Source organism: Natranaerobius thermophilus JW/NM-WN-LF (assembly GCF_000020005.1).
Taxonomy (GTDB): domain Bacteria; phylum Bacillota; class Natranaerobiia; order Natranaerobiales; family Natranaerobiaceae; genus Natranaerobius; species Natranaerobius thermophilus.
In genome coordinates this window covers 1,998,938-2,022,217 of sequence record NC_010718.1, presented here as the reverse complement: position 1 = coordinate 2,022,217, position 23,280 = coordinate 1,998,938, and the positions used below count along the sequence as shown (strand labels likewise).

Annotated in this window: 19 protein-coding genes and 1 riboswitch; of the genes, 14 read left to right on the top strand and 5 right to left on the bottom strand. The window is 37.2% G+C overall.

Annotated elements, in window-relative coordinates:
- Positions 1-339 precede the first annotated feature (339 nt).
- The 5 genes from ltrA (NTHER_RS09735) (at position 340) to NTHER_RS09715 (ending at position 7,960) form a co-directional block, all read left to right on the top strand.
- On the top strand, positions 340-1,767 hold the full coding sequence (gene ltrA, locus NTHER_RS09735) for a group II intron reverse transcriptase/maturase (RefSeq protein ID WP_012446632.1): 1,428 nt from the start codon (positions 340-342) through the stop codon (positions 1,765-1,767).
- 816 nt (positions 1,768-2,583) lie between these two features.
- Positions 2,584-3,852 carry a group II intron reverse transcriptase/maturase gene (gene ltrA / locus NTHER_RS09730; protein WP_012447437.1) on the top strand — a complete coding sequence of 423 codons (1,269 nt, stop codon included), beginning with the start codon at positions 2,584-2,586 and terminating at the stop codon, positions 3,850-3,852.
- 289 nt (positions 3,853-4,141) lie between these two features.
- Positions 4,142-6,151: a molybdopterin-containing oxidoreductase family protein gene (locus NTHER_RS09725; RefSeq protein WP_012448354.1), complete on the top strand. Its 2,010-nt coding sequence runs from the start codon at positions 4,142-4,144 to the stop codon at positions 6,149-6,151.
- Between the two features lie 84 nt (positions 6,152-6,235).
- Entirely contained in the window at positions 6,236-6,439 is a 204-nt protein-coding gene (locus NTHER_RS09720; protein WP_012448353.1) for a hypothetical protein, read from the top strand.
- A gap of 84 nt (positions 6,440-6,523) precedes the next feature.
- Positions 6,524-7,960, top strand: a complete 1,437-nt coding sequence (locus NTHER_RS09715) for a hypothetical protein (protein WP_012448352.1) — start codon at positions 6,524-6,526, stop codon at positions 7,958-7,960.
- A 223-nt stretch (positions 7,961-8,183) separates the two neighbouring features.
- Here NTHER_RS09715 and thiE read toward each other — a convergent pair whose 3' ends face one another.
- From thiE to thiS, 4 genes are read right to left on the bottom strand one after another with little or no spacing between them, the layout of a single operon-like run.
- Positions 8,184-8,822, bottom strand: coding sequence for a thiamine phosphate synthase (gene thiE, locus NTHER_RS09710; protein WP_012448351.1), 639 nt, complete (start codon positions 8,820-8,822; stop codon positions 8,184-8,186).
- A gap of 19 nt (positions 8,823-8,841) precedes the next feature.
- A complete protein-coding gene (thiH, locus tag NTHER_RS09705; RefSeq protein WP_012448350.1) occupies positions 8,842-9,945 on the bottom strand; it encodes a 2-iminoacetate synthase ThiH in 1,104 nt (367 codons plus the stop codon).
- Positions 9,946-9,948: 3 nt separating this feature from the next.
- Positions 9,949-10,737 carry a thiazole synthase gene (locus tag NTHER_RS09700; protein WP_012448349.1) on the bottom strand — a complete coding sequence of 263 codons (789 nt, stop codon included), beginning with the start codon at positions 10,735-10,737 and terminating at the stop codon, positions 9,949-9,951.
- A 1-nt stretch (position 10,738) separates the two neighbouring features.
- Positions 10,739-10,939, bottom strand: a complete 201-nt coding sequence (gene thiS, locus NTHER_RS09695; protein ID WP_012448348.1) for a sulfur carrier protein ThiS — start codon at positions 10,937-10,939, stop codon at positions 10,739-10,741.
- Between the two features lie 97 nt (positions 10,940-11,036).
- Positions 11,037-11,143, bottom strand: a riboswitch (TPP riboswitch).
- Positions 11,144-11,276: 133 nt separating this feature from the next.
- Between thiS and lysA the strand changes: the two genes are divergently transcribed.
- The gene (gene lysA, locus NTHER_RS09690; RefSeq protein WP_012448347.1) at positions 11,277-12,593 is read left to right on the top strand and encodes a diaminopimelate decarboxylase; all 1,317 of its coding nucleotides are present in this window, start codon (positions 11,277-11,279) and stop codon (positions 12,591-12,593) included.
- Between the two features lies 1 nt (position 12,594).
- Positions 12,595-13,494: a diaminopimelate epimerase gene (dapF, locus tag NTHER_RS09685; protein ID WP_012448346.1), complete on the top strand. Its 900-nt coding sequence runs from the start codon at positions 12,595-12,597 to the stop codon at positions 13,492-13,494.
- Positions 13,495-13,763: 269 nt separating this feature from the next.
- Here the strand turns inward: dapF and NTHER_RS09680 are convergent, their stop codons facing one another.
- Entirely contained in the window at positions 13,764-14,825 is a 1,062-nt protein-coding gene (locus NTHER_RS09680; protein ID WP_012446527.1) for an IS6 family transposase, read from the bottom strand.
- Between the two features lie 125 nt (positions 14,826-14,950).
- Here NTHER_RS09680 and NTHER_RS09675 point away from each other — a divergent pair, with 125 nt between their 5' ends.
- The 7 genes from NTHER_RS09675 (at position 14,951) to kamE (ending at position 23,267) form a co-directional block, all read left to right on the top strand.
- Entirely contained in the window at positions 14,951-16,684 is a 1,734-nt protein-coding gene (locus NTHER_RS09675) for a sigma-54-dependent Fis family transcriptional regulator (protein WP_012448345.1), read from the top strand.
- A gap of 231 nt (positions 16,685-16,915) precedes the next feature.
- The gene (locus NTHER_RS09670) at positions 16,916-17,572 is read left to right on the top strand and encodes a CoA transferase subunit A (protein WP_012448344.1); all 657 of its coding nucleotides are present in this window, start codon (positions 16,916-16,918) and stop codon (positions 17,570-17,572) included.
- 2 nt (positions 17,573-17,574) lie between these two features.
- Positions 17,575-18,234 (top strand): 3-oxoacid CoA-transferase subunit B, encoded by a 660-nt coding sequence (locus NTHER_RS09665; protein WP_012448343.1) that lies wholly within the window; start codon positions 17,575-17,577, stop codon positions 18,232-18,234.
- Positions 18,235-18,254: 20 nt separating this feature from the next.
- Entirely contained in the window at positions 18,255-19,433 is a 1,179-nt protein-coding gene (locus tag NTHER_RS09660; protein ID WP_012448342.1) for an acetyl-CoA C-acetyltransferase, read from the top strand.
- Positions 19,434-19,871: 438 nt separating this feature from the next.
- The gene (gene kamB, locus NTHER_RS09655) at positions 19,872-20,930 is read left to right on the top strand and encodes a lysine 5,6-aminomutase reactivase subunit KamB (RefSeq protein WP_012448341.1); all 1,059 of its coding nucleotides are present in this window, start codon (positions 19,872-19,874) and stop codon (positions 20,928-20,930) included.
- 38 nt (positions 20,931-20,968) lie between these two features.
- Positions 20,969-22,540: a lysine 5,6-aminomutase subunit alpha gene (gene kamD, locus NTHER_RS09650; protein ID WP_012448340.1), complete on the top strand. Its 1,572-nt coding sequence runs from the start codon at positions 20,969-20,971 to the stop codon at positions 22,538-22,540.
- Positions 22,527-23,267, top strand: coding sequence for a lysine 5,6-aminomutase subunit beta (gene kamE / locus NTHER_RS09645; RefSeq protein WP_012448339.1), 741 nt, complete (start codon positions 22,527-22,529; stop codon positions 23,265-23,267). The genes kamD and kamE overlap by 14 nt, the downstream gene beginning before the upstream one ends.
- The last annotated feature ends 13 nt before the right edge of the window (positions 23,268-23,280 follow it).

The following is a 23,280-nucleotide window of genomic DNA, read 5'->3' as shown; positions in this document are numbered from 1 at the left end:
ATTAGCCAAGAGCAAGGGTGCCCATCGTGAGGTGGGATCTGAAGGAAGCTTAAGGCAAAATTCCGACCCAAGGCACACGAACATCATCAGGCATAAGGTATGGGATGAGTTTGCAATACAAAACGAAGTCCAATCAACTACACGGACATACCAGTGTAAATGATGTGGGTACATGGAATGAAAGTTAATCGTCTTACCGTGGGAGGTCTCATGGACGTGGCAAGATGAACTTCGAACCACGGTTGAAATAAGATTTGTCATGAGAAGTCAGCAGACTCCATAGTACTTGATGAGGTCGACATCATTAAGGAAGGGATGAACCTAGGAGGAGATCAGTAAATGACTGTTACCAATAAAGGAATGAAGTGCCGCCAACTTCTGACAGGCGAAAGCTGCAAAGAAGGCTCACCGCAGAAGAATAGTGCGGAACACGAAGGATATGCGGGAGTGCACAGTTCTTTAAGGATAACTGAAAACAACATCTCCAATGCAAACTTGTCGAAGGGGAATTTGCTAGAGGAAATTTTGGATAGAGACAACATGAATAAAGCATTCAAGAAAATAAAATCCAACAAAGGCTCTCACGGGATTGATGGGATGGGAGTAGATGAACTTCTACAATATCTCAAAGAAAACGGGGACCACCTCAGGCAAAGAGTCCTGGACGGTAAATACCGCCCTAATCCCGTCAGAAGGGTAGAGATACCTAAAGAAGATGGGAAGAAAAGAAAATTAGGCATACCTACAGTGGTAGACAGGGTGATCCAACAAGCAATAGCCCAAGTACTATCTCCAATATATGAGGAGCAATTCTCAGATAACAGCTATGGTTTTCGCCCTGGACGCAGTACTCATGATGCAATTAAGAAAAGTCAACAAAACATAAATGAAGGATACAAATATGTAGTAGATATGGACTTGGAGAAATACTTTGACACAGTAAACCAGAGCAAATTGATAGAAGTGCTATCTAAGACAATAAAAGACGGTCGAGTAATATCTCTTATCAACAAATATCTAAGAGCAGGAGTAATGATCAAACACACCTATAAGGATACAGAAGTTGGCGTGCCCCAGGGCGGGCCTCTTAGCCCTATCCTCAGTAACATAATGCTCCACGAATTGGATAAAGAACTTGAGAAAAGGGGGCACGAATTCGTCCGCTATGCGGACGACCTGCTAATCTTTTGTAAAAGCAGAAGAAGTGCCGGACGCACCTTGAAGAACATACTACCCTTCATCGAAAATAAACTATTTCTCAAAGTAAATAAAGATAAAACTGTAGTTGCCTATGTAGGAAAGGTAAGATTTCTTGGGTTTGGCTTTTACAGACATAAAGGAAAAGCCAGATTAAGAGTTCATCTTAAATCAGTTACAAAGATGAGAACGAGAATAAAAGAACTCACATCTAGAAGTTATGGAATAAGCAACGAAGCCAGAGCAAAGAAACTTAGCCGATACATTATGGGTTGGGTTAACTACTTTAAACCAGCTGATATGAAGAATCTGTTAATAAATACTGACAGTTGGATGAGAAGGCGTATTCGCATGATTTACTGGAAACAATGGAAGAAAGTGAGAACAAAATTTAAAATGCTCAAGTTCTTTGGAGCCAATAAATACAAAGCATGGGAATATGCAAACACAAGAAAGGGCTACTGGAGAATTTCCAATAGCCCCGTCTTATCCAAATCCCTTGGAAATGATGTAATCAAAGGATTTGGTTTCCTATTCTTTTCGGAATATTATCGACAAGTTAAAGCGTAAACTAGGAACCGCCGTGTACCGAACGGTTTGCTCGGTGGTGTGAGAGGTCGGTAGATAAAATAATTATCTACCTCCTACTCGATTGCCCGGCATGCCTGCCGCGCCGATGGGTTGAAAGAAACCCTGTCACCTAACCAGCAGGAAGACAACCATAAGGCAAGGGCGTCACCGGTGACGGTGGAGTCTGAAGGAAGCTGAAGGGGGAATTTGGAACATAGTGAGAACAAACCGAGGATGGCCTTTTAGGTGGGTAACCTTGCAAATTATGGGAAAGCCCGAAAGCTGGATAACCTAAAAGGTTAGGACGGATGCGTTCAAATTCAGGCAAGCAGACTTAACCGGGGAGATACCTGTATTGTCTTGTGACGACAAGTAAAGTTAAGACAAGTGGAAACATGAGTTTTAACTAAAGCAGTGCAGGAGGCAGATGAACCCGTAGTAGTGAAGAACTTTCGGCCAAAGAAAGCTGGTAACAGTCTGGAGGATAAAACCGAAAGGACACTACACCTGGTTGTAGTGGTGCATAATGACCGAAAGGGAATTATGTAGTGTGAAGGGGTGAAAGTAGACCAAAGAGTGTAGCAAGAACTCGAGTAGACACTTTAGGTAGGAAGAAAACTGAAGCTGAAATGCTAAAGGGAACGGAAAGTCAGGTGGTGACGAGCTTACTTGCTTTACCGTCCGCCTAGTGGAAGTAGAGCGTACCCTGATAGGTAAGATTGCCAAAGAGCTAGAGACACCGTTAAGCACGTTCAAAGAAACCACAACTAAAAGTGTAGAAAGAGGGAAGGCACACAGCGAAAGAAGGTGCAATTGATGAAGAAATGGTACAGTTTAATAGACAAGATTTATTCCAAAAAGAATCTAGAAGACGCCTACCGCAGGGTCAGAGCTAACAAAGGTAAACCCGGCATAGATCAGGTAACCGTGGAGGCTTATGGCTCCAACCTAGAAGAAAATCTGGAAACCCTTCATCATGACCTTAAAATTGGCGCATACAAACCACAACCTGTGAGGCGAGTTAAGATACCCAAACCAGATGGAAGTACTCGCCCATTAGGGATTCCAACCGTAAAAGACAGGGTAGTCCAACAAGCAACGTTAAATATACTTCAACCGATTTTTGATCCAGACTTCCACCCGTCAAGCTACGGATACAGGCCTAATCGCTCATGTCACAAAGCAATAGCTAAATCAGAACAGTTCATTAATAAATACAATCTAAGACATGTAGTAGATATGGACCTATCTAAATGCTTTGATAAATTAAACCATGAGTTGATTATCGAAGAAGTAGCCAAGAAAGTTAGTGATGGAAGTGTTCTCAAATTAATAAAGAAATTTTTGAAGTCCGGAGTAATGGAAGATGGAGCCATAGAAGACACAGAAATAGGGAGCCCTCAAGGTGGAGTGATCTCACCACTACTAACCAACATTTACCTAGACAGATTTGATAAAGAAATGAAGAGTCGCAATATCCGAATAGTAAGATATGCCGATGATATTTTAATATTCGCCTACACACCAAGACAAGCGAAAAGATATAAAGATATAGCTACTGAAATATTAGAAGACGAATTAAAACTAACAGTTAATAAAGAGAAAACTCACATAACAAATGACCGCAAAGGTGTTCCCTACCTAGGAGTTATCATAAGGAGTCAAAACATATCCATCCAGCCTGAAAAGATACAGAAATTCAAAGAAAAAGTCAGAACTCTTACACCAAGAAATCATGGTAGAAATCTATCCGAAATCATAAAAGAGCTAAATCCAGTATTAAGAGGATGGGCAAATTACTTCCGAATAGCCAATTGTAAGAAACAATTTGAGAACTTAATGAAATGGATTAGAAGAAGACTTAGGATGAAGAAAATGCGAGAATGGAAAAGTTGGAAACAACTACACAAAACTCTTCGCAGAAAAGGCTACAAAGGGGAATTTGAGAAAATCTCCATGAATAAATGGAGAAACTCATCAAGTCCTCTCATAAGTTTAGCACTACCCAATAAGTGGTTTGACGAGATAGGTCTAATTAATATTAGTACCTATCAAGTTGGTATTTTGCATCACTTTAGAAAGTGATCGAGGTCTACTAGGAGCCGTGTACGTGGCCCGTAAGCACGGTTCTGTGAGAGGAACGAAGCCACAGCTAATTACTGTGGCTTCTACCTACTCGATTGACTTAACCAAGTATGTAAGACTTATTATAGTTAATTGATGGTGGATTGAATTTTATCAAAGTACAGTATTAATTGCAATTATATAATTTTGATTATGAAGGATTTGTCTTTATGTTTACAGAATAAATCTTATTACAAAACAATTATGAATAAACAGTTGAAAAACAACTGGAAGAAATGGAGTGATTTATTTGGTTCAAGTCTACAAAAGTACTTGTCCATTGGATTGCTGGGATGCTTGTAGCTTGGAAGTTACTGTAGATAAAGGTGAAGTAATTAATATACAAGGGGACGGAGAGCACTCAATTACCCGAGGATTTATTTGTTCTAAGGGGAAAAAGCATCTGGAGCGAACATATCGAGATGATAGACTGACTTCACCCATGGTTAAAACCCATGAGGATGAATGGCAGGAAATAACATGGGAGAAAGCCTTTGAATTAATCACATCCAAAATATCAGCTATTCGCGAACAAGATAGTAAACGACTAATGTATTATACTGATTCGGGTCATGGCGGTTTATTAAGCAGTATTGAAAATTATTTTTTTAATTTAATTGGTGATGTCACGATACCTGTAGGAAGTCTTTGCTGGAGTGCTGGTATGGAAGCCCAAAATATAGATTTTGGGATGAGTCTTAGTCATGACTATAGTGATGTACTAAACTCGAAAACCATTCTCCTATGGGGCAGAAACCCTGCAGATACGGCTATACATCAGATGAATTATGTACAAAAAGCGAGAAAAACAGGAACAAGGGTTATAGCCATAGATCCGAGAAAAACAAAGAGCGCCAGGCAAGCCGATGAGCATATTTCTATTAAACCCGGTACTGACGGTGCCCTGGCACTAGCTATGGCCAACCATATTATTAAAAATAACCTTCAGGATAACTCTTTTATAGACAATCATATTAAAGGTTTTGAAGAGTTTAAGGAGTTGCTCACTTCTTATACAATTGATTGGGCTGAAAAGGAAACGGGTATAGACAGGAGAAAAATTGAGGAATTAGCAGAATTATATGCTACACAAAAGCCAGCTGCAATTATGATTGGATACGGTATACAACGCTATACAAATAGTGCCAATACTGTAAGAGCAATTGATGCCTTGGCTGCAATTACAGGTAATATTGGAATTGCCGGTGGTGGTGCAAATTATGCCAATAAACAGGCAGTTAATTATATAGATGATTCAGTATTTGGTGGAGATATTGATAGGAACCATAGAACATTTCCTAAAGCCAAGTTAGCTAACTTTATTTTAGAGGAAAATAATCCACCTATAGATATGATGTTTATTACCAAATCTAACCCTTTTCTACAAGCTCCCGATACCAATAGAATGTATCAGGCCTTTGAAAAGGTAGACTTTAAGGTAACTATAGATATGTTTATGACAGATACAGCCAGACAGTCTGATTTAGTTTTGCCTTGCGCTAATTTCATGGAAAAAGAAGATTTGTATTTTACTTCAATGGGACACAATTATGTTTCTTATGGTCCTAAAATAATTGAACCTGAATACGATATTAAAAACGAACTTGACATTTTCACAAGCTTGGCAGATAAACTTAATTTAACTGAATTTCCTGAACAGGAGGCTGAGCAGTGGTTAAAGCAAGCTATCAAACCCTTGGAAAAGTATAAAGGAATTAGCTTGGAAAAGTTAAAAGAAAAGCCCCAACGGATTAATGAGCCGGATACAATACCATGGGCTGATAAAAACTTTTTAACACCTAGTGGAAAATATGAACTTTACTCTAAAAAGGCCCAAGAATGGGGATTGGGTCCAATACCCGGATATTCACAACCCTTTTCAACTTACACTGATTATCAAAACAACAATATGACGAATTATGATTTTTACTTTTTAACACCACATCATAGAGATTCGTTGCATTCCCAGCACTTTATCGACAGAAGCCAAGATGAACCAGGTTATTTATATATCAATCCCGAAATAGCTGCTAAGTATCGACTAAGAGAAAACTCAGTTATAAAGATCGCTTCTCCTAAAGGCACCTTATCTGTAAAAATAAAATTTGATCCAGAGCTAAGAACAGATACGGTTTATATGTATGAGGGCTTATGGATCGGAAAAGGTGGCAGTGTAAATACTTTGATATCCGATGCTCTTTCAGATGCCGGGGACCAAGCAGCTCTATATGAAACAAAAATCAGATTTGTAGTTGAGTAAATTAAATAAAAATTTATTAGAGTTCATACTAATGAGTTTAAATAAATTAGATAGCATTAGACTTTTAGTAAGGAGGTGTTAAAAATGTCGGAAAAAAAGTATTTGCTAGTCATGGACTGTCATGGAAAAGAAGATCATGATGGAGAACGCTGGATTGATGAACAAGAATTTCAGCGTATTAAAGATAGGTCCAAGGATGGAAAAGTCGGCCTAAACTGTTCTGAATGTAACTTAAAAATCGAAGATGCTGATGGGAATATTGTTTTTAGCCATTGTGAAATTAAGTAATAATGAAATAATGTAATAGCAATATTACTTTATCCCGAAGGGTAACCTTCGGGATAAAGTTTGCATGACCGGAGGTGTGAAAAATTGCAATTAATCAAAAAACTTACTCAAAGCAGTATATTTAATATAATTTTATTAGGTTTAGTTATTATATCTTTGATAGCTGTATATGTAATATATCAAGATTTAAAAGAAGCTGAAGGTGTAATAGCAAGTCGTGTAAACAATAACTTAAATGACAGCATTATAAATCTGGATCAAGTGGTGCAAAATGGCCAATTTGCCCTGGTAACTGGCGATCGTGACAATCAAAATAAGTATTTAAATAAAATGGATGAAAGAGCTAAAGAGTTTGAAACATCGATAAGAGACATTCCTTATTATCATACATTTAATCAGGAGTTTGGCCTTATTAGGAGAGAAATAGATAGATTAGTTTATAATACCATGCTCTTAACAGATTGGATTGAAGATGAAGATTTAAGTGGAGAGCGAAAACAGTTGTTCAATCAAGTATTAGAAGAGTATCATGAACTGAAGGAAATGTTTATTAATCTATCTGAAAGCTATTCTGATGGTGATCAAGAACAAGTTGACAATCTTATAGATAATTTAGCGGAGCGGATTGAAAAAGATTTATACGATTATCATTATATTAAATCAAAGAAAGACGATGAATACGAAGAAAAGCTGCAGGCAGAAAAGGAGCAGATAGAAGAGGCACTTAGCAGTTCTGAACTGGAAGAACAAAAAAAAGATAAAGCAAAAAGATTAGCCGAAAAACACCTTCAAGGCCAAATTGATTTAAAAAATTATGAATATCATGGACTCAATCTAATTGGAGGGCCTAGACCACAACAATATAAAATTCGGTATAAAAATAATAGTAACAAATTAGAGTTGACCTTGAATGTAAATGATGAAGTTTTAGCTCATCGCTTGGAAGATACTCAGACTGAAGAAGAACAGGAATCCATGGCAGATAAAAAAGACAAGGAGAAAAATGACAAATTCGAAAAAGATAAAGCCATGGCTAAAGCTAAACAATTTTTGGAAAATAATGTGTCATTATCTCCTCAAAATCTTAATTTAGAGGGGTTAAAGAAAGATGAGGACAAGTTGTTAGTACTATACCGTAAAACAATAGATGGAAAGTTAATACAAACTGCTACTGTATCTATCACGATTTCACTGAGTGATGGAACTATTGAAGGATTTAATGCTTATAGCTTGGCTACCGAAGATATTCAGGAAGTTGAGAATACTCTAATGGAACTCGAGAAAAATTATACTGACCAAGAAGCCAAGGAACGGTTGAATCCAGAAAATGAATTAGTAGGTGACGGTCAGCTGGTCTTTGGTTACTCTGATAGCTTGTACTGGAGATTCCCAGTAATGAGAAATGATGAACATTACTATATTTTAATAGATGCTAGTACGGGAGAAGAATATAGTATAAGTAAAATGGATTATTTTCAAGTTAATGGATTGAAATATAGGACAAAAAGCAACAATTTTTAACTAGGTTGTGTTAAGTTGAATGTTGATGTTGCAACTGTCAACAACGGAGTATAACAGAGACTTTAACTAAGTAAGATACAATTTATCTTTTAATAGCTTGTCGTATAATACAAAATATCGAGCAGCTGGTCCTGTGATAATTTTGTTAATACAGTGCCAGCTGCTCTGCCTTTGATATTGGCGCTATTTGGACTAATACCTGGATGTTATTTGCTGTTCTTGTTTATGAATGAATAATTGATCGAATCTCATGAATTCTTTCAGGAATATTTGGGGCTTCAACTATCTCGGTAACAATGGCAAAGCATGAAGCTCCCTTTTCCTTAACTAAATGAATATTGTTGCGTTTAATACCACCAATGGCAGTAAAAGGGATATTCAGGTTAGTCGAAACGTAATCAACATATTCAAGTCCTACTGGTTTTTGAACATCTTCCTTTGTATTTGTCTCAAATACAGGCCCTACTCCAATATAGTCGGCACCTAATGAAATCGCTTCCTTGGCTTGATCGGGAGAATGGGTTGAAAGTCCAATAATCATATCATCACCCACTAATTTCCTTACCTGATTAACTGGTAGATCATCTTGACCGACGTGAACTCCGTCTGCACCAACTAGTAGTGCGATATCTATATCATCATTAATAATCAGTTTACAATTTGCTTCTCTGGTCATTTCCCTGATCTTTTTGCACTGTGTAAGCTTTTCTCTGGGTGTTTTATCTTTTTCCCTGTACTGAATGGTTTTTATTCCGGCTTTGAGCATTTTACTGACCACTGCAATATTATCTCTTCCCCTGGAAAAGGGTTCGGCCGTAATAGCATAAATATCTGTATTTAATCCTTTGTTTCCAGTAGTCATTAAATTAACCCTCCCTAATCTAAATTAATTCCCAGTCTTTTAATACCGGTTGATAACCATTATTTATTAACATACCTTTGATCTCTACTACTGAACGTTCATCGGCGGTATGAAACTGAGACTCGCTATTTTCTACACCGGAATAGCTTCCTACAGCTGTCTTAGCTCCTGCCGACATTCTAGTTACTCCTAGGGGAAGCAGATTTTCTCTTAAATCAGGGCTTTCTCTAGTAGAAATATTGATCCCCACACTGTGTAAAAAAATTCTTGTGGCTACTATCATTTGAACCAAGTTTTTATCCGCAACTCTATAATATTCCAAGGTTTCATCAGCAAAAGGTCTTAAGCGGGGAAAAGATATGGAAATTTCAGCTTCCGGATAATGATTTAATAAGTACCAAGCATGTAGACCAGTAAAAAAAGCTTCCTGCCTCCAGGGGCCCAAACCAAATAATGCACCTATGTTAACCCTTCTCATGCCCATTTGTAGGCTGCGTTCCGGGGCTAGTAATCGAAAATCATAATCGCGTTTTGGGCCGCTTTTATGAACTTGTTGATAAATATCTTCGTCGTAAACCTCTTGGTAGATTGTAAGTCCATCAACTTCATTGTCAATTAACTGTTTATATTCTTTGGCTGTCAATGGATAGATTTCTATAGCTATAGAAGAAAAGTATTTTTTTAAAATATCAATACATTTTTCTATATAATCTAGGGGTGCATGTGGTTTAGATTCACCAGTTAAAAGCAATATATGGCGAAGACCAGTATGGCTGATAGCTTGGGCTTCTTGTTCAACTTCTTCAAGGCTTAAAGTAGTTCTTTGAAACTGATTATCTACTTTAAAAGCACAATAAAGGCAGTTATTATCACAATGATCACTAACGTAAATGGGAGCATACAAAACGATAGCTTTTCCAAAAAAATTTGTGGTGAGTTGATTAGCTTTTTGCGCCATTTCTTCCAGGTAATTTTCTGCGGCTGGCGATAGCATGGCTAAAAAGTCTCTAAAGTTTGGATTGTCTTTATAAATTGCGGTTTCAACCCTTTGGGGAGTGATATCTTGAAAAGTTTGCTGAAAGTCTAGCTGTTGGTATTTTTTAATAAAATCTCTAAAACTCATTACTTATCCCTCCCCATTTTCGTCTCGAAGAAAACCAGTCAAAGGTGAAGAAGCTTCAGCAGTCTCTTTCACGGGTGCGGCTTTGGATAAATATGCTTTCCTTCCCGACTTGACAGCTTGACTGAAAGCTTCTGCCATTAAAACTGGGTTTTCAGCCGTAGCAATAGCGGTATTTACTAGCACAGCTTCACAGCCTAGTTCCATAGCTTCGGCCGCTTGAGATGGCCGACCGATACCCGCATCAACAATAATAGGTAAATTTATCTCAGATATTAGTATTTTAATGAGCTCACGGGTTTCAAGCCCTTTATTAGTACCAATAGGTGCTCCTAAGGGCATTACAGCTTCAACTCCAATTTGCTCCATTTCCTGGGCAATTGATAACTCGGGACTAACATAAGGAAAGACTTTAAACCCTTCATCCACTAGGGTTTTTGAAGCTTTTAAAGTTTCTGAATTGTCTGGTAAAAGGTATTTTTGGTCTTTAATAACTTCAATTTTTACCCAATTACCACATCCAGCAGCTTGTGCTATTTGAGCAATTTTTACTGCTTCTTCTGCATTCCTAGCTCCTGAGGTGTTTGGCATCAAAATACAGTCTTGATTGATATAATCCAGGACATTTTCATCATCGGAATTTAAATCAACGCGCCTTAAAGCAACTGTAACAGCCTGAGAGCCGGAACTATCTAAAACTTGTGGAATCAGACTTTTCCTAGGGAATTTGCCAGTGCCCACAATCAGCCTATTTGTTAATTTTTTACCGCCAATTTTCAAAATGTCATTAGACAAATTAACCACCTCCAACCATACTTAATACTTCAATTTCGTCACCTTCTGATAATTGGGTCTTTTCCCATTCGTCTTTGTGAACTACTTCCCTGTTTAAGATCACAATTTTACCGCGGGATTTTAAATTTAATTCCCAAAAAAGTTGGTTTACCGTTAAATTATCCGAAACCTGTTTTGTTTCTCCATTAACTTTGATTGTCATTTTGTCACCTCCAAGATTTTCAACTCTCGTAAATTATTGATTAGATTAAAAAAACTCACCCTGCATAAGTAGGTGAGTTTGACTTGACTAATTTGGATATTAGTCAATACAAGCTCCCTACGCTGGTACTAACCAGAGCAGGTTCAAAGGGTAAGGCGGTACTGGCCTTTCTCAGCCTGAATTCAGGCACCCCTGCTTGGCGAATATTTGATTCAACATTATTATACTATTTCTAAACTATTTACTGTCAAGGATAATTTGTTGTTTTATTGACAAATATTAAAAAACAGTGATAGGATTAGTTTTAAAAATAAAAGGGTTGTGATTATAAGTGGTCATGTCAGAATCAGTAATAATCAATGAAGATGGAAATTTGGAAATAGGTGGTTGTGATTTAGTAAAATTAGCTCAACAATATGATACACCTTTGAATATATTAGATGAAGAACATATTAGGAATAAATGTAGAAAATATCGAAGAATTTTAGAACAATATTATCCTACAACTGAATTGGCTTATGCTGGTAAAGCTTTTTTGTCAACAACCATTTGTAAAATAGTTGAAGAAGAAGGCTTGTTCCTTGATGTAGTCTCGGAAGGGGAATTATTTACAGCGGTTCAGGCTGGTTTTCCTGGGGACAAGCTGTTATTTCATGGAAATAATAAAACCTCAAGAGAATTAGAATATGCCTTAGATTGTAATGTGGGAAGAATAGTAGTTGATAGCTTCTTGGAACTTGAACTGATTGAAAAGTTAGCACAAAAAAAGAGTACTAGGGTCCAAATTTATTTTAGAGTTAAACCCGGGATAGAGGCTCATACCCACAAATATATATTAACTGGTCAAGAGGACTCCAAATTTGGCTTCAGCTTACGTCAAGACGATATAATGAAAGCTGTAAACTTTGCAATCAAATCTTCATATATTGATTTACAAGGACTACACTGTCATATTGGTTCACAAATTAATGAAAGTAAACCTTATAGATTAGCTGCTAAAACCATGATGGAATTATTAATTTCAATTCAAAAAATATATAATTACAGTATTTCGGAACTGGATTTAGGTGGGGGTATGGGAATAAAATATCGAAGTGATGATTCGAAATTAGATATTGATTCACTTATGAATGAAATATCCCAACTTATCCTGGATATGGCAAAAGACTCTAAAATAGAATTGCCGAAATTAATTTTTGAACCCGGGCGTTCAATTATTGGAGAAGCGGGTGTCATGTTGTATCGTGTTGGAGTCATTAAAGAAATACCAGGTATTAGAAATTATGTTTCAGTAGACGGAGGAATGAGCGATAATATTAGACCAGCTCTTTACGGAGCTGAATACTCTGCTGTAGTGGCAAACAAGGCCAATTATCCTCATAATAATAGTTATACTGTTGTAGGTAAAATCTGTGAATCAGGTGATGTTCTCCTACAAAATATAGATTTAGTAGATAATCTAACACCTGGAGATTTACTTACCGTTTTTAGCTGTGGTGCGTATACTTATTCCATGTCAAGTAATTATAATAGACTACCAAAACCAGCAGTGGTGTTAGTAAACCAAGGTCAAGCTGATCTCATAGTTCGTCGAGAAAGTTTAGAAGATGTGATCCAAAATGACCTTATCCCAGAAAGGTTTAGGAGGAACTAAAGTGAAGTTTGAAAAAATGCATGGTTTGGGGAACGATTTTATTTTGATGAAAGATTTTCAGAGAAATTATCCTGATCTGGCAAAACGGCTATGTGACCGTCGGTTTGGAATTGGGGCTGATGGGCTAGTCATTTACTCTTCTTGTAAGAATTCAAACATAAATGCTGACTATCAAATGAGAATTTATAATTCTGATGGCTCAGAGGCAGAAATGTGTGGGAATGCTATTCGATGCTTAGCTAAATATCTGGCAAAAACAGAAGAGACAGATGGAAAACGATTGGCGATTGCAACTACTGCGGGAATCAAAAGAGTTGAAATTGTTGAAAATTTTGACTTAATGGGTGAAATTAATTTATCGGGTATGGTTGGAAGTCAAGAACAGCTTGTTAAAGTTAATATGGAAAAACCCCTTTTGAAGAGTTCTGATATACCCTTAGCCGTTAAAAACGATAGAAATGACATTGCTCGCCAACGGCCGATAGATACACCTTATGGGATATATTATCTGACTGAAGTTTCTACAGGTCCTCCTCATGCCGTAATTTTTGTTCAAAATTTACTTCCAGAAGAACAACTATTAGAGTTAGGCCCTATTATTGAAAAGCACGATCTATTCCCCTATGGTACTAACGTGGAGTTTGTGAAAGTGGAAAGCTCGAACCACTTACGAGTACAAGTTTGGGAAAGAGGAGCAGGTAAAACTTTGGCTTGTGGTACAGGGGCCTGTGCGGTAGTAGTAGCAGCAACTATTAATGGTTTTTGTAATGGGATGGCATATGTGGAACTGCCCGGTGGCAAGCTTTTTATCAACTGGGATAATAATACTGAAGAACTTTATATGATTGGCCCAGCTGAGCATGTGTATAGCGGGGAATTAAATAATCAAATATTTTATTAATTTAGCAAAAAATAATTTTAAATTTATCTAATTTAGATGATATTACAACAAGTCCGGTCAAGAGCCGGACTATTATTTTTATATTACCAAACTTTTCTGTTTCTTTAACTTTTCCCTTGCTAAGAAAAACAAATCAGGAAGAAATATAGAAAAAATTTTATAATAAATGATATAATCAAATAAGAGATGAAGTTAGGAAGAAATTGAGTCTGTTAAGTTGTTATGAAAAATAAGCTCATTTGCTCGCAAGATTTCAAAAGATTTGGCAGTCAAGCGGCATTATTACTATGTAAAAGCCAAAAAGTCCTATTACGATTAGAGTAATTAATCCCAGCAACTTGAGCAGGAGTAGACTGATTCAAAACATTGCTTGTCCTAACAAAGTTAAAAGCAAACACAAATACCGCAATCAACTTGTTGGCTGACTGGAAAGAAGCAAATCCTCTGCGTTGCTTAACCCAGCTTTTGAAAATCTGAAAAAAAGATTCAATTAAGTTATTAGAGATATCATCTTGAAAAGACTCGACTCTGATGTGATTAGAGTTTGGAAACAGAACTTTAATTGGAGCATTGTAAGCCCAGTATCTATCTGTAACGATACTATGAGGCTGTCCAAAATGTTTCTTAGCATAGTTCAGCACTTTAAAAGCAGCCTGGCTATCTCTGTAAGGAGATAGATGAAATGCAAGCACAAATCTAGTTTCAGCATCAATAACAGTCCAGGCGTAGAATCTTTTGCCTTTAATTTTAATTACAGTTTCGTCGACATGCCACTCATCAGAAGAGTCAAGATCTATTGGCTTTAGATATCTAGAGATATAAAGAAACAGAGGAGCAAACTTTTTAGTCCAGTCAGCAATAGTAACATGAGATACTTTAATTCCTTCACAATCAATAAGGAACTGTGAGACACCTCTAGTAGAGCTACCATTGATAAAGTACAGGTAAAGAGCTCGAATAACAGTATGAAGAGAATGTCTCATGTTAGAGAAGTCTACTTTGCCGTCAATATCAAGTTGCGAAGGTTCAGGAATACTTTGAGGTTTAGGGACATAGAAAGAATGATTACAGCTTTTGTCCCAACACCTCAAATTAGAATAAAATTCATAGTCGTGATGTAAAAACGTAGCTTTACCGCATTTAGGGCAAGAGGGATATTTACGAGGTTTATTAGGACCTCTTTTATCCCCGCCTTTAGAAAGTGTCTTAGGTGCAAACTGACTAAAACATTCTTGACATTGATACTTTTGATGACCATGATTATCAAAACCAAACCTATAAAACTTGTCAGAGCAGTTATTATTGCATCTAGGGCATACAACTTTAGTCATGGATCAGTCTCCTTTCTCCCGGAGGGTTTTGATTTCTGTCTAAAACTATCTTAACTCCGGGACGGAGACTGATTCAAATATCATATAACTTAACAGAACTAAGAAATTCGGGGGGAGGGGTTTCTATGACTAATTTACAAAATTCAGATTTAGAAATTATTTTAGATTCAGTCTATAACGGAATTATTGCAATTAATAAAGAAGGCGAAATTAATCTCTTTAATAAATCAGCTAGTGAAATTCTAGGGATGTCAAAAGAAGAAGTTTTGGGGTGCGATATCAGAGAAATTATACCAGAAACTGGGCTTTTTAAAGTTTTGGAGAGTAGTCAGACTTTTACAACGGAGAAATTTGTCGTAAATAAAAAAACTTTACTTACAAATCGCTCTCCCATCTTTAAAGAAGGGGAACTTATTGGAGCTCTGGGAATTTTTCAAGATATTTCCGAATTGGAACATATATCTCAAGAACTTGCCAAAACAAAGGCAATAAATGACGAGTTAAGGGCAATTATCGAATCTTCTTATGATGGTTTCTGGATAACAGATGGTGAAGGCTATACTATCATGATAAATAGCTCTTACGAGCGTATTTCTGGTGCCAAAGCAGAAGAAGTAGTAGGAAGACATATGAAGGAATTGGAAGAAGAAGGATTTTGCTCGGAATCTGTAACTTTAAAAGTACTAGAACAAAAAGAACGGGTAACATTAATGCACGAACTATTTTCTGGAAAAAAAGTCATGGTTACTGGTAATCCTGTGTTTGATAGTGATGGAAATATCACTAAAGTAGTAACTAATGTCAGAGATATTTCAGAATTACTTGAATTAAAAGATGAGCTAGAAAAAACTCAAGCTCTTACTCGCCATTATAAAGAAAAGCTAACTGAAATGGAAGAAAAACTAGGAGAAGGTGAAATTGTAGCAAAAAGCAAGGTGAAAAAACGGTTGCTAGCTCAAGCTGCTAGAGTTGCAGCTTTTGATTCTACTGTTTTAATTACAGGAGAAACAGGAGTTGGTAAAGAAATAGTAGCTAAATACATTCATCAAAACAGCAATCGCAGCGAGCAACCTTTCATAAAAATTAACTGTGGAGCCATACCCGAAAACTTGCTTGAATCTGAACTATTTGGACATGAACCAGGATCTTTCACAGGTGCATCTAAAAACGGAAAACCGGGTAAATTTGAAATTGCCAATGGGGGAACACTGCTACTTGATGAGATAGGTGAATTATCTAAAGATTTACAAGTTAAGCTATTAAGAGCACTACAAGATCAAGAGATAACTAGAATTGGAGGGGTTAAACCCCGACAATTAGATGTGAAAATCATTGCTTGTACCAATCGAGATTTAGAAGAAATGGTCTCTCAGGGAGAATTTAGAGAAGACTTGTACTATCGTTTGAGCGTGGTGCCATTGTATATACCACCCTTGAGAGAACGCCCAGATGATATACCTTTTTTAATTCGTCATTATATTAGAAAATATAATGAAAAATACGGTGTTAATAAGGGATTGTCCTCTTCTGCTTTGGAAGAATTAGTGTCTTATAATTGGCCGGGGAACGTTCGAGAGTTAGAAAATATGATAGAGCGACTAGTTATCATGGTACCTGAAAACTTAATTGAAACTTCAGATCTCCCACAACAAATTAAAGAAAGTAATGTCAAAATCTTAGAGAACTTATCTTTACCTGATGCCGTTAGCAAGCTTGAAAAGCGAATGCTTCAAAAAGCTATGGAACAGTCGAACAATACCAGGGAAGCAGCCCAAATTTTAGGTGTAGCTCAGTCAACTGTTGTGAGAAAGTTAGACAAGTATGGATTGAATTACAAACATGATGATCAAGCAAACTAATATAAAATCTATCGAACTAAAATATAATTTTTGATGCGCAACTCGAATAATTTGATGCAAAATCGAATCGAAAATTGTAGGCTAATATAATGATTAAATTATTAATATAGCATTAGTGGGATCCAAAAGGTACTTGTAAAGTGATTAGAGAGTTGGCATGAATGTTGCATAAGTATATAATTACCTCGATTTATAAATAAATTTTGATTTACCACTATGGGAGGTGAAATTATGATAGAAATACTGTCTGCAAAAGAAAGTGTCAAGCAAATTACAGACGGATCCACCGTAATGGTGGGTGGCTTTCTTGCAACCGGAACTCCGGAAACATTGGTTGATGCTCTACAAGAACAAGGAACAGGAAAATTGACTTTAGTAGCAAATGATACTTCTTTTCCCGAAAAAGGAATCGGTAAACTAATAGTTTCTAATCAGTTTGAAAAGGTCATAGTTTCTCATATTGGCACCAACAAGTATACCGGGGAAAAAATGAATAATGGAGAACTTGAAGTTGACCTGGTGCCTCAGGGAACACTAGCGGAACAAGTCCGCGCAGCTGGTGCAGGACTTGGGGGTATTCTAACACCTACTGGAATTGGTACTGTTGCCGAAGAAGGTAAGCAAAAGCTAACAGTTGATGAAAAAGAGTATATTTTAGCAGAACCTATAGAAGGTGATGTGGCTTTAATCAAAGCAGAAAAAGCTGATAAAAATGGTAACTTGGTTTATAGACTTTCTGCACGTAATTTTAATCCTCTTATGGCTAAAGCTGCTAAAGTCGTGATAGCCGAAGTTGGAGAAATAGTAGAACCAGGTGAATTAGATCCAGACGAAGTTATAACTCCCGGTGTCTATGTTGACTATCTTGTGAGAAGGGAGGAGGGATAACTATGGATAAAAAAGAAAAAAGAAATTTAATAGCTAAGCGTATAGCTCAAGAAATACAACCAGGAGAAGTGGTTAACCTAGGAATAGGAATGCCTACCTTAGTAGCCAATTTTATTGAAGATGGTGAAAATATTTTAATCCAATCGGAAAATGGTGTCCTAGGGGTCGGACCAGCTCCCGAAGAAGGTCAAGAAGACCCTGATTTAACAAATGCCGGTGGTCAACCAGTAACTATAATTCCTGGTGGAGTTGGCTTCGATAGTGCAGAATCTTTTAGTATAATTAGAGGTGGACATCTGGATAGCACTGTTTTAGGAGCTTTAGAAGTTGACCAAGAAGGAAATTTAGCTAATTGGATGATTCCTGGGAAACTAGTCCCTGGAATGGGAGGTGCCATGGACTTAGTTGTCGGTGCCAAAAAGGTTATTATTGCAACTGAACATGTAAACAAAAACGGTGCCCCTAAAATTTTAAAAAAATGTACCTTACCCTTAACAGCCGAAAAAGAGGTCGATATGATAGTGACAGAACTATGTGTGATTGAAATTACTGAAGAAGGGGCTGTGTTACGGGAAGTAGCTGAACAATCTAGTATTGAAGAGGTGCAAGATAAAACTGAAGCGGACCTAATTATCCCTGATAACGTAGGGGTTTTAAAATAACAAGATTGGGAGGGTTAATAGTGGAAAAGATAGTAATCGCTTCTGGAGTAAGGACTCCTATTGGAACATATGGAGGTTCTCTTAAGGACTTTCCTGCTCACAAGCTTGGTGAAAAAGTGATTAAAGAAGCTGTGAACAGAGCTTCCATAGCTCCAGAGGACGTAGATGAAGTAATAATGGGCAATGTATTACAGGCAGGTCAAGGAATGAATCCATCACGTCAAGCATCCTTAGGTGCAGGAATTCCCAAGGAAACGCCAGCGTTGACTATTAATAAAGTATGCGGCTCTGGTTTGAAAGCTTTAATATTAGGAGCACAAGCCATCAAAGACGGCGACAGTGAAGTGGTTGTCGTGGGCGGTATGGAAAACATGAGTCAGGCACCATATTATTTGTCCAAAGCGAGATTCGGATATGGTATGGGGCATGGCAAAGTGGAAGATGCTATGATTAAAGACGGCCTATGGTGTTCAATCACTGATCAGCACATGGGGAATACGGCTGAAGCCATAGCCGAACATTATAATATAACCCGAGAAGAACAGGACGAATTTAGTGTGGACAGCCAAAATAAGGCAGAAAAAGCCATTTCCGAAGGCTGGTTTCAAGAGGAGATTCTGCCAATAGAAATTCCACAGAAAAAGAAAGATCCAATTATTTTCGATACTGATGAACATCCCAAGCCTGGGACCACATTAGACAAATTAGCTAAAATGAAGCCTGCATTCCAAAAAGAAGGTACAGTAACTGCAGCTAATGCTTCTGGTATAAATGATGGGGCTGCTGCCATGGTGATCACAACTGAATCCAAAGCCAAAGAATTAGGCCTTGAGCCCTTGGGAGTATTAGATGGTTACGCTTCTGCCGGTTGTGAACCTGAGCATATGGGAATAGGACCAGTACCAGCTACTAGAAAAGTCTTAGATAAAACTGGCTTAAGCGTAGATGATCTAGATCTGATTGAAGCTAATGAAGCCTTTGCCGTACAAAGTGTTGCTGTCATGAAAGAGCTGGGCCTCGATGAAGAACGAGTGAACATTGGAGGAGGAGCAGTCTCTCTAGGTCACCCCATCGGAGCCAGTGGTGCTCGAATTTTAATCACTCTGTTATATCACATGAAGCGAACAGACAAAAAACGAGGATTAGCCACCCTTTGCGTCGGCGGTGGAATGGGTGTTTCAACTATAGTATCTAGATAAAGTATGGGCTTGATTAATAGTAAATGAAAAAGTTTCCATGTTAAAAGAAAGTAAGTAATCCTATATTGAAAGACGGGGAATATCAAGTACCCGTCTTTTCAATTTAAATTTTATCGGGATTTGTATTGAAAAGTAAATGTCAGTATTTTAATATAAGCATAGACTAGACTAGTTTAGCTGTATAAAGATAATTCCGACTATCTTAACATGTGAAAAAACAGAACATGCTTTTGATGTAATGTTGCATCAAAAGATGTGCAAATGCATCAACAAATAAAAGAAAATGGATTTATTAGAATGCGAAAAGCTTTTCCTCGGGCTATCTTAGGTAAGACGAATTGGCATGATTTTTGCAACATTTAATAAATGAAAACAAAGTCTAGAATTGTGACTATTTTAATAAAGACAAGAAAATAAGAAAGGGGGCCAAAGGTAGATGTGAATAATAAAATAATCGATAGTATATTAAATAAATCTATAACCACTTTAGCTATTATTGGAATGGAAAAAAATACAGGTAAAACTGTAACTTTAAATACTGTTATCTCAGAGGCTATGAACAAAGATTTAAGGTTGGCGCTTTTATCTTATGGGCGTGATGGTGAAGAAGTTGATGCCATTACCAGACACAAAAAACCCAGGGTATATATTCCACCTAGAACCTTATTTCTAACAACTAGTGAAGCTGCAAATAAATCGGAAATAACAACGAAACTTGTTAAAGAACTAGAATACCGTACCACAATGGGTAGAGTGGGAATTTATGAAAGTGGAGATTACGGGGGTAATTGTGAACTTGTCGGGATTAACTCGGCAAACCAAATTTATCAAGTAAAAAAACAGCTGGAAAATCAAATAGACCTATTATTAATCGATGGAGCTTTGGATAGAAAAAGTTCGGCTATGCCTAGCTTAAGTGAAGGTTTTGTATTAGCAACTGGAGCTAATATTGCTAACACTGAGGAGCTAGTGGCTAAAAAAACAATTATTGAAATTGACAAACTAACTACCCCTGAAATTAATGATGAAGCTTTACAGGTAAAAGCTAGTCAATTACTGGAAAACGGTCATACTGGAGTGATCACTAAAACAGGTGAAGTGGTGAAATTGGCGGAAGGTTGTTCTTTCAGTGAGTATGATTCTATTTGTTCCTATATTTATAGAAACAAAGAATCCTTTCATACTTTGGTGATAAATGGAGCTATAGTTGATAATTTGGTTGAAAAATTGCTGTACTCAGTAAAACTTGATCACGGAAATATCATTGTAAAAGATGGTACAAAGATTTTCTTAAAAGAGCGTACAAAAAACCTTTTACAATTACGTAATATATCGTTACAAGTATATAATTCTTTGGAGTTAGTTGCTGTTACAGTCAATCCCTGGAGTTCTGATGGGACATATCTAAACTCCCAATTAATTATCGACCATCTAAAGGAGGATCTATCAGTACCGGTTTACGATTTATTGAGTTCCGAGTACAAAAATCAAACTTAAATAAATAACTTAAAAAGAAAGTAAAGGGGTGACGAAATATGGAGGCCAAATTAAAGGTCAATCAAGAGTTAGTTGACAAAAGCAGAAAATATTCTCAAAAGATAGCTGATGGAATACAAAAGCATATTGACGAAAATACCACTACAAGTGTGGAGAGAACTGTTGCCAGATTAATGGGGATCGACGGTACTGATAAAGAGGAAATCCCACTACCCAACGTAGTTGTTGAACAGGTACACAAAAGTGATTCCCTTGGAAAAGGGATAGCTTACTGGATTGGTAATGCTATGGTAGAGACGGGTAAACAGCCCCAAGAAATAGCAGAAGCTGTAGGTAGGGGAGAACTGACATTAACTGATCTTCCCCAACATGATCCAGATAAGATATATCAAACAGTTAACGAGTTAGCTGAAAAAACAATTGAAAATATCCGTAAAAACTGTGAAGAACGCGAAGAGCTAATGGAAAAACAATCCCCAGGTGAGCAACCCTGGAAATATGTAATTGTTGCCACAGGTAATGTTTATGAAGACGCTCGTCAAGCTAAAGCAGCTGCCAGGCAAGGTGCTGATATTATAGCTGTGATTAGAAGTACTGCTCAAAGTTTGATAGATTATGTTCCCTACGGAAAAACCACAGAAGGCTTTGGCGGTACTTACGCCACTCAAGAGAACTTTAAAATCATGAGACAAGAATTAGATGAAGTAGGGGAAGAATTAGGAAGATATATTCAATTAGTTAACTATTGTTCAGGGCTATGTATGCCTGAAATTGCAGCTATGGGAGCCCAAGAGAGACTCGATATGATGCTTAATGACGCTATGTACGGAATTTTGTTTAGAGATATAAATATGAAAAGAACCTTTGTAGATCAAGATTTTTCCAGGTTGTTGAATGCTTATGCTGGTATTATTATTAACACTGGAGAGGACAATTACCTGACAACAGCCGATGCTATTGAAGAAGGTCATACAGTTATGGCTTCTCAGTTTATTAATGAAGAATTGGCTGATCGTGCAGGTTTAGCACCATGGCAAATGGGTCTAGGACATGCTTTTGAGATAGATCCGGATATAGAAGATGGATTTTTACTTGAACTTGCCCAGGCCCAACTTACTCGCCAGGTATTTAAAGACGCTACTTTGAAGTATATGCCTCCAACGAAGTTTATGACAGGAGATATTTTCAAAGGGCATTTGATGGATGGAATGTTTAATCTGGCTTCAATTATGACAGGTCAAAATATTCAACTTCTAGGTATGTTAACTGAAGCAATTCATACTCCTTATCTGCACGACCGTGCGCTTAGTTTAGATAATGCCAAGTATATATTCAATAATGCTAGACACTTAATGGATGAAATAAGTTACAAAGATAATGGAAAAATTCAAAAACGCGCTGATGAAATTTTAGAACAAACTACAGATATGCTGGAAGAAATAGCGGATAAAGGACTTATGAAAGCCATAGAAGAAGGAAAATTTGCTGGAATATCTCGTCCTCAAACCGGAGGAAAGGGAGCAGATGGAGTAGTAACTAAGGAACAGGGTTATTATAATCCCTTCCTAGATCTTTTAAGAAAGGGGTTGGGTATCAATGAAACTGGATAAAACTGCAATCAAACCATATGGAGATTCTTTAAATGACGGTAAAGTGCAAATGAGTTTCACCTTGCCATTAGAGGCTAGCCCTGAAGCTAGGGAAGCTGCAAGAATTATGGCAAATAAAATGGGGCTTGATGAAGTAAATGTAGTAGAAATGCAAGACTTGGGAGAAGGTTTTAGTTTCTTCGTTTTATACGGCAAAGCCGAAGCTACTGTAGATGCTACAAAAATTAAGGTAGCCAAAGTAGAAACAGAGGCGATGGATTATTATGAAATCAATGACTACATTGAAGAAAATATTGGTAGAAAATTAACAGTTGTTGGAGCTTGTACAGGCTCCGATGCTCATACTGTTGGTCTTGATGCTATTATGAACATGAAGGGATATGCCGGGGAGTACGGTCTAGAAAGATACCCTCAATTTAACGCTCATAATATGGGCAGTCAGGTTCCAAATGAGGAATTGATTAAAAAGGCAGTAGAAACTGAAGCTGATGCAATATTAGTTTCTCAGGTTGTAACACAACGTGAAATTCATGTTAAAAACCTAACTGAATTAGTAGAGCTCCTGGAAGCAGAAGGTTTGAGAGAAAAGTTTGTATTAATTGTCGGAGGACCTAGAATAACTCATGAATTGGCATTAGAACTTGGATTTGACGCAGGTTTTGGTAAAGATACTTTACCCCCTGATGTTGCAACTTATATAGCTAAAAAGGTTGCCGGGGAAATTTAGGAGGGAGGAATTT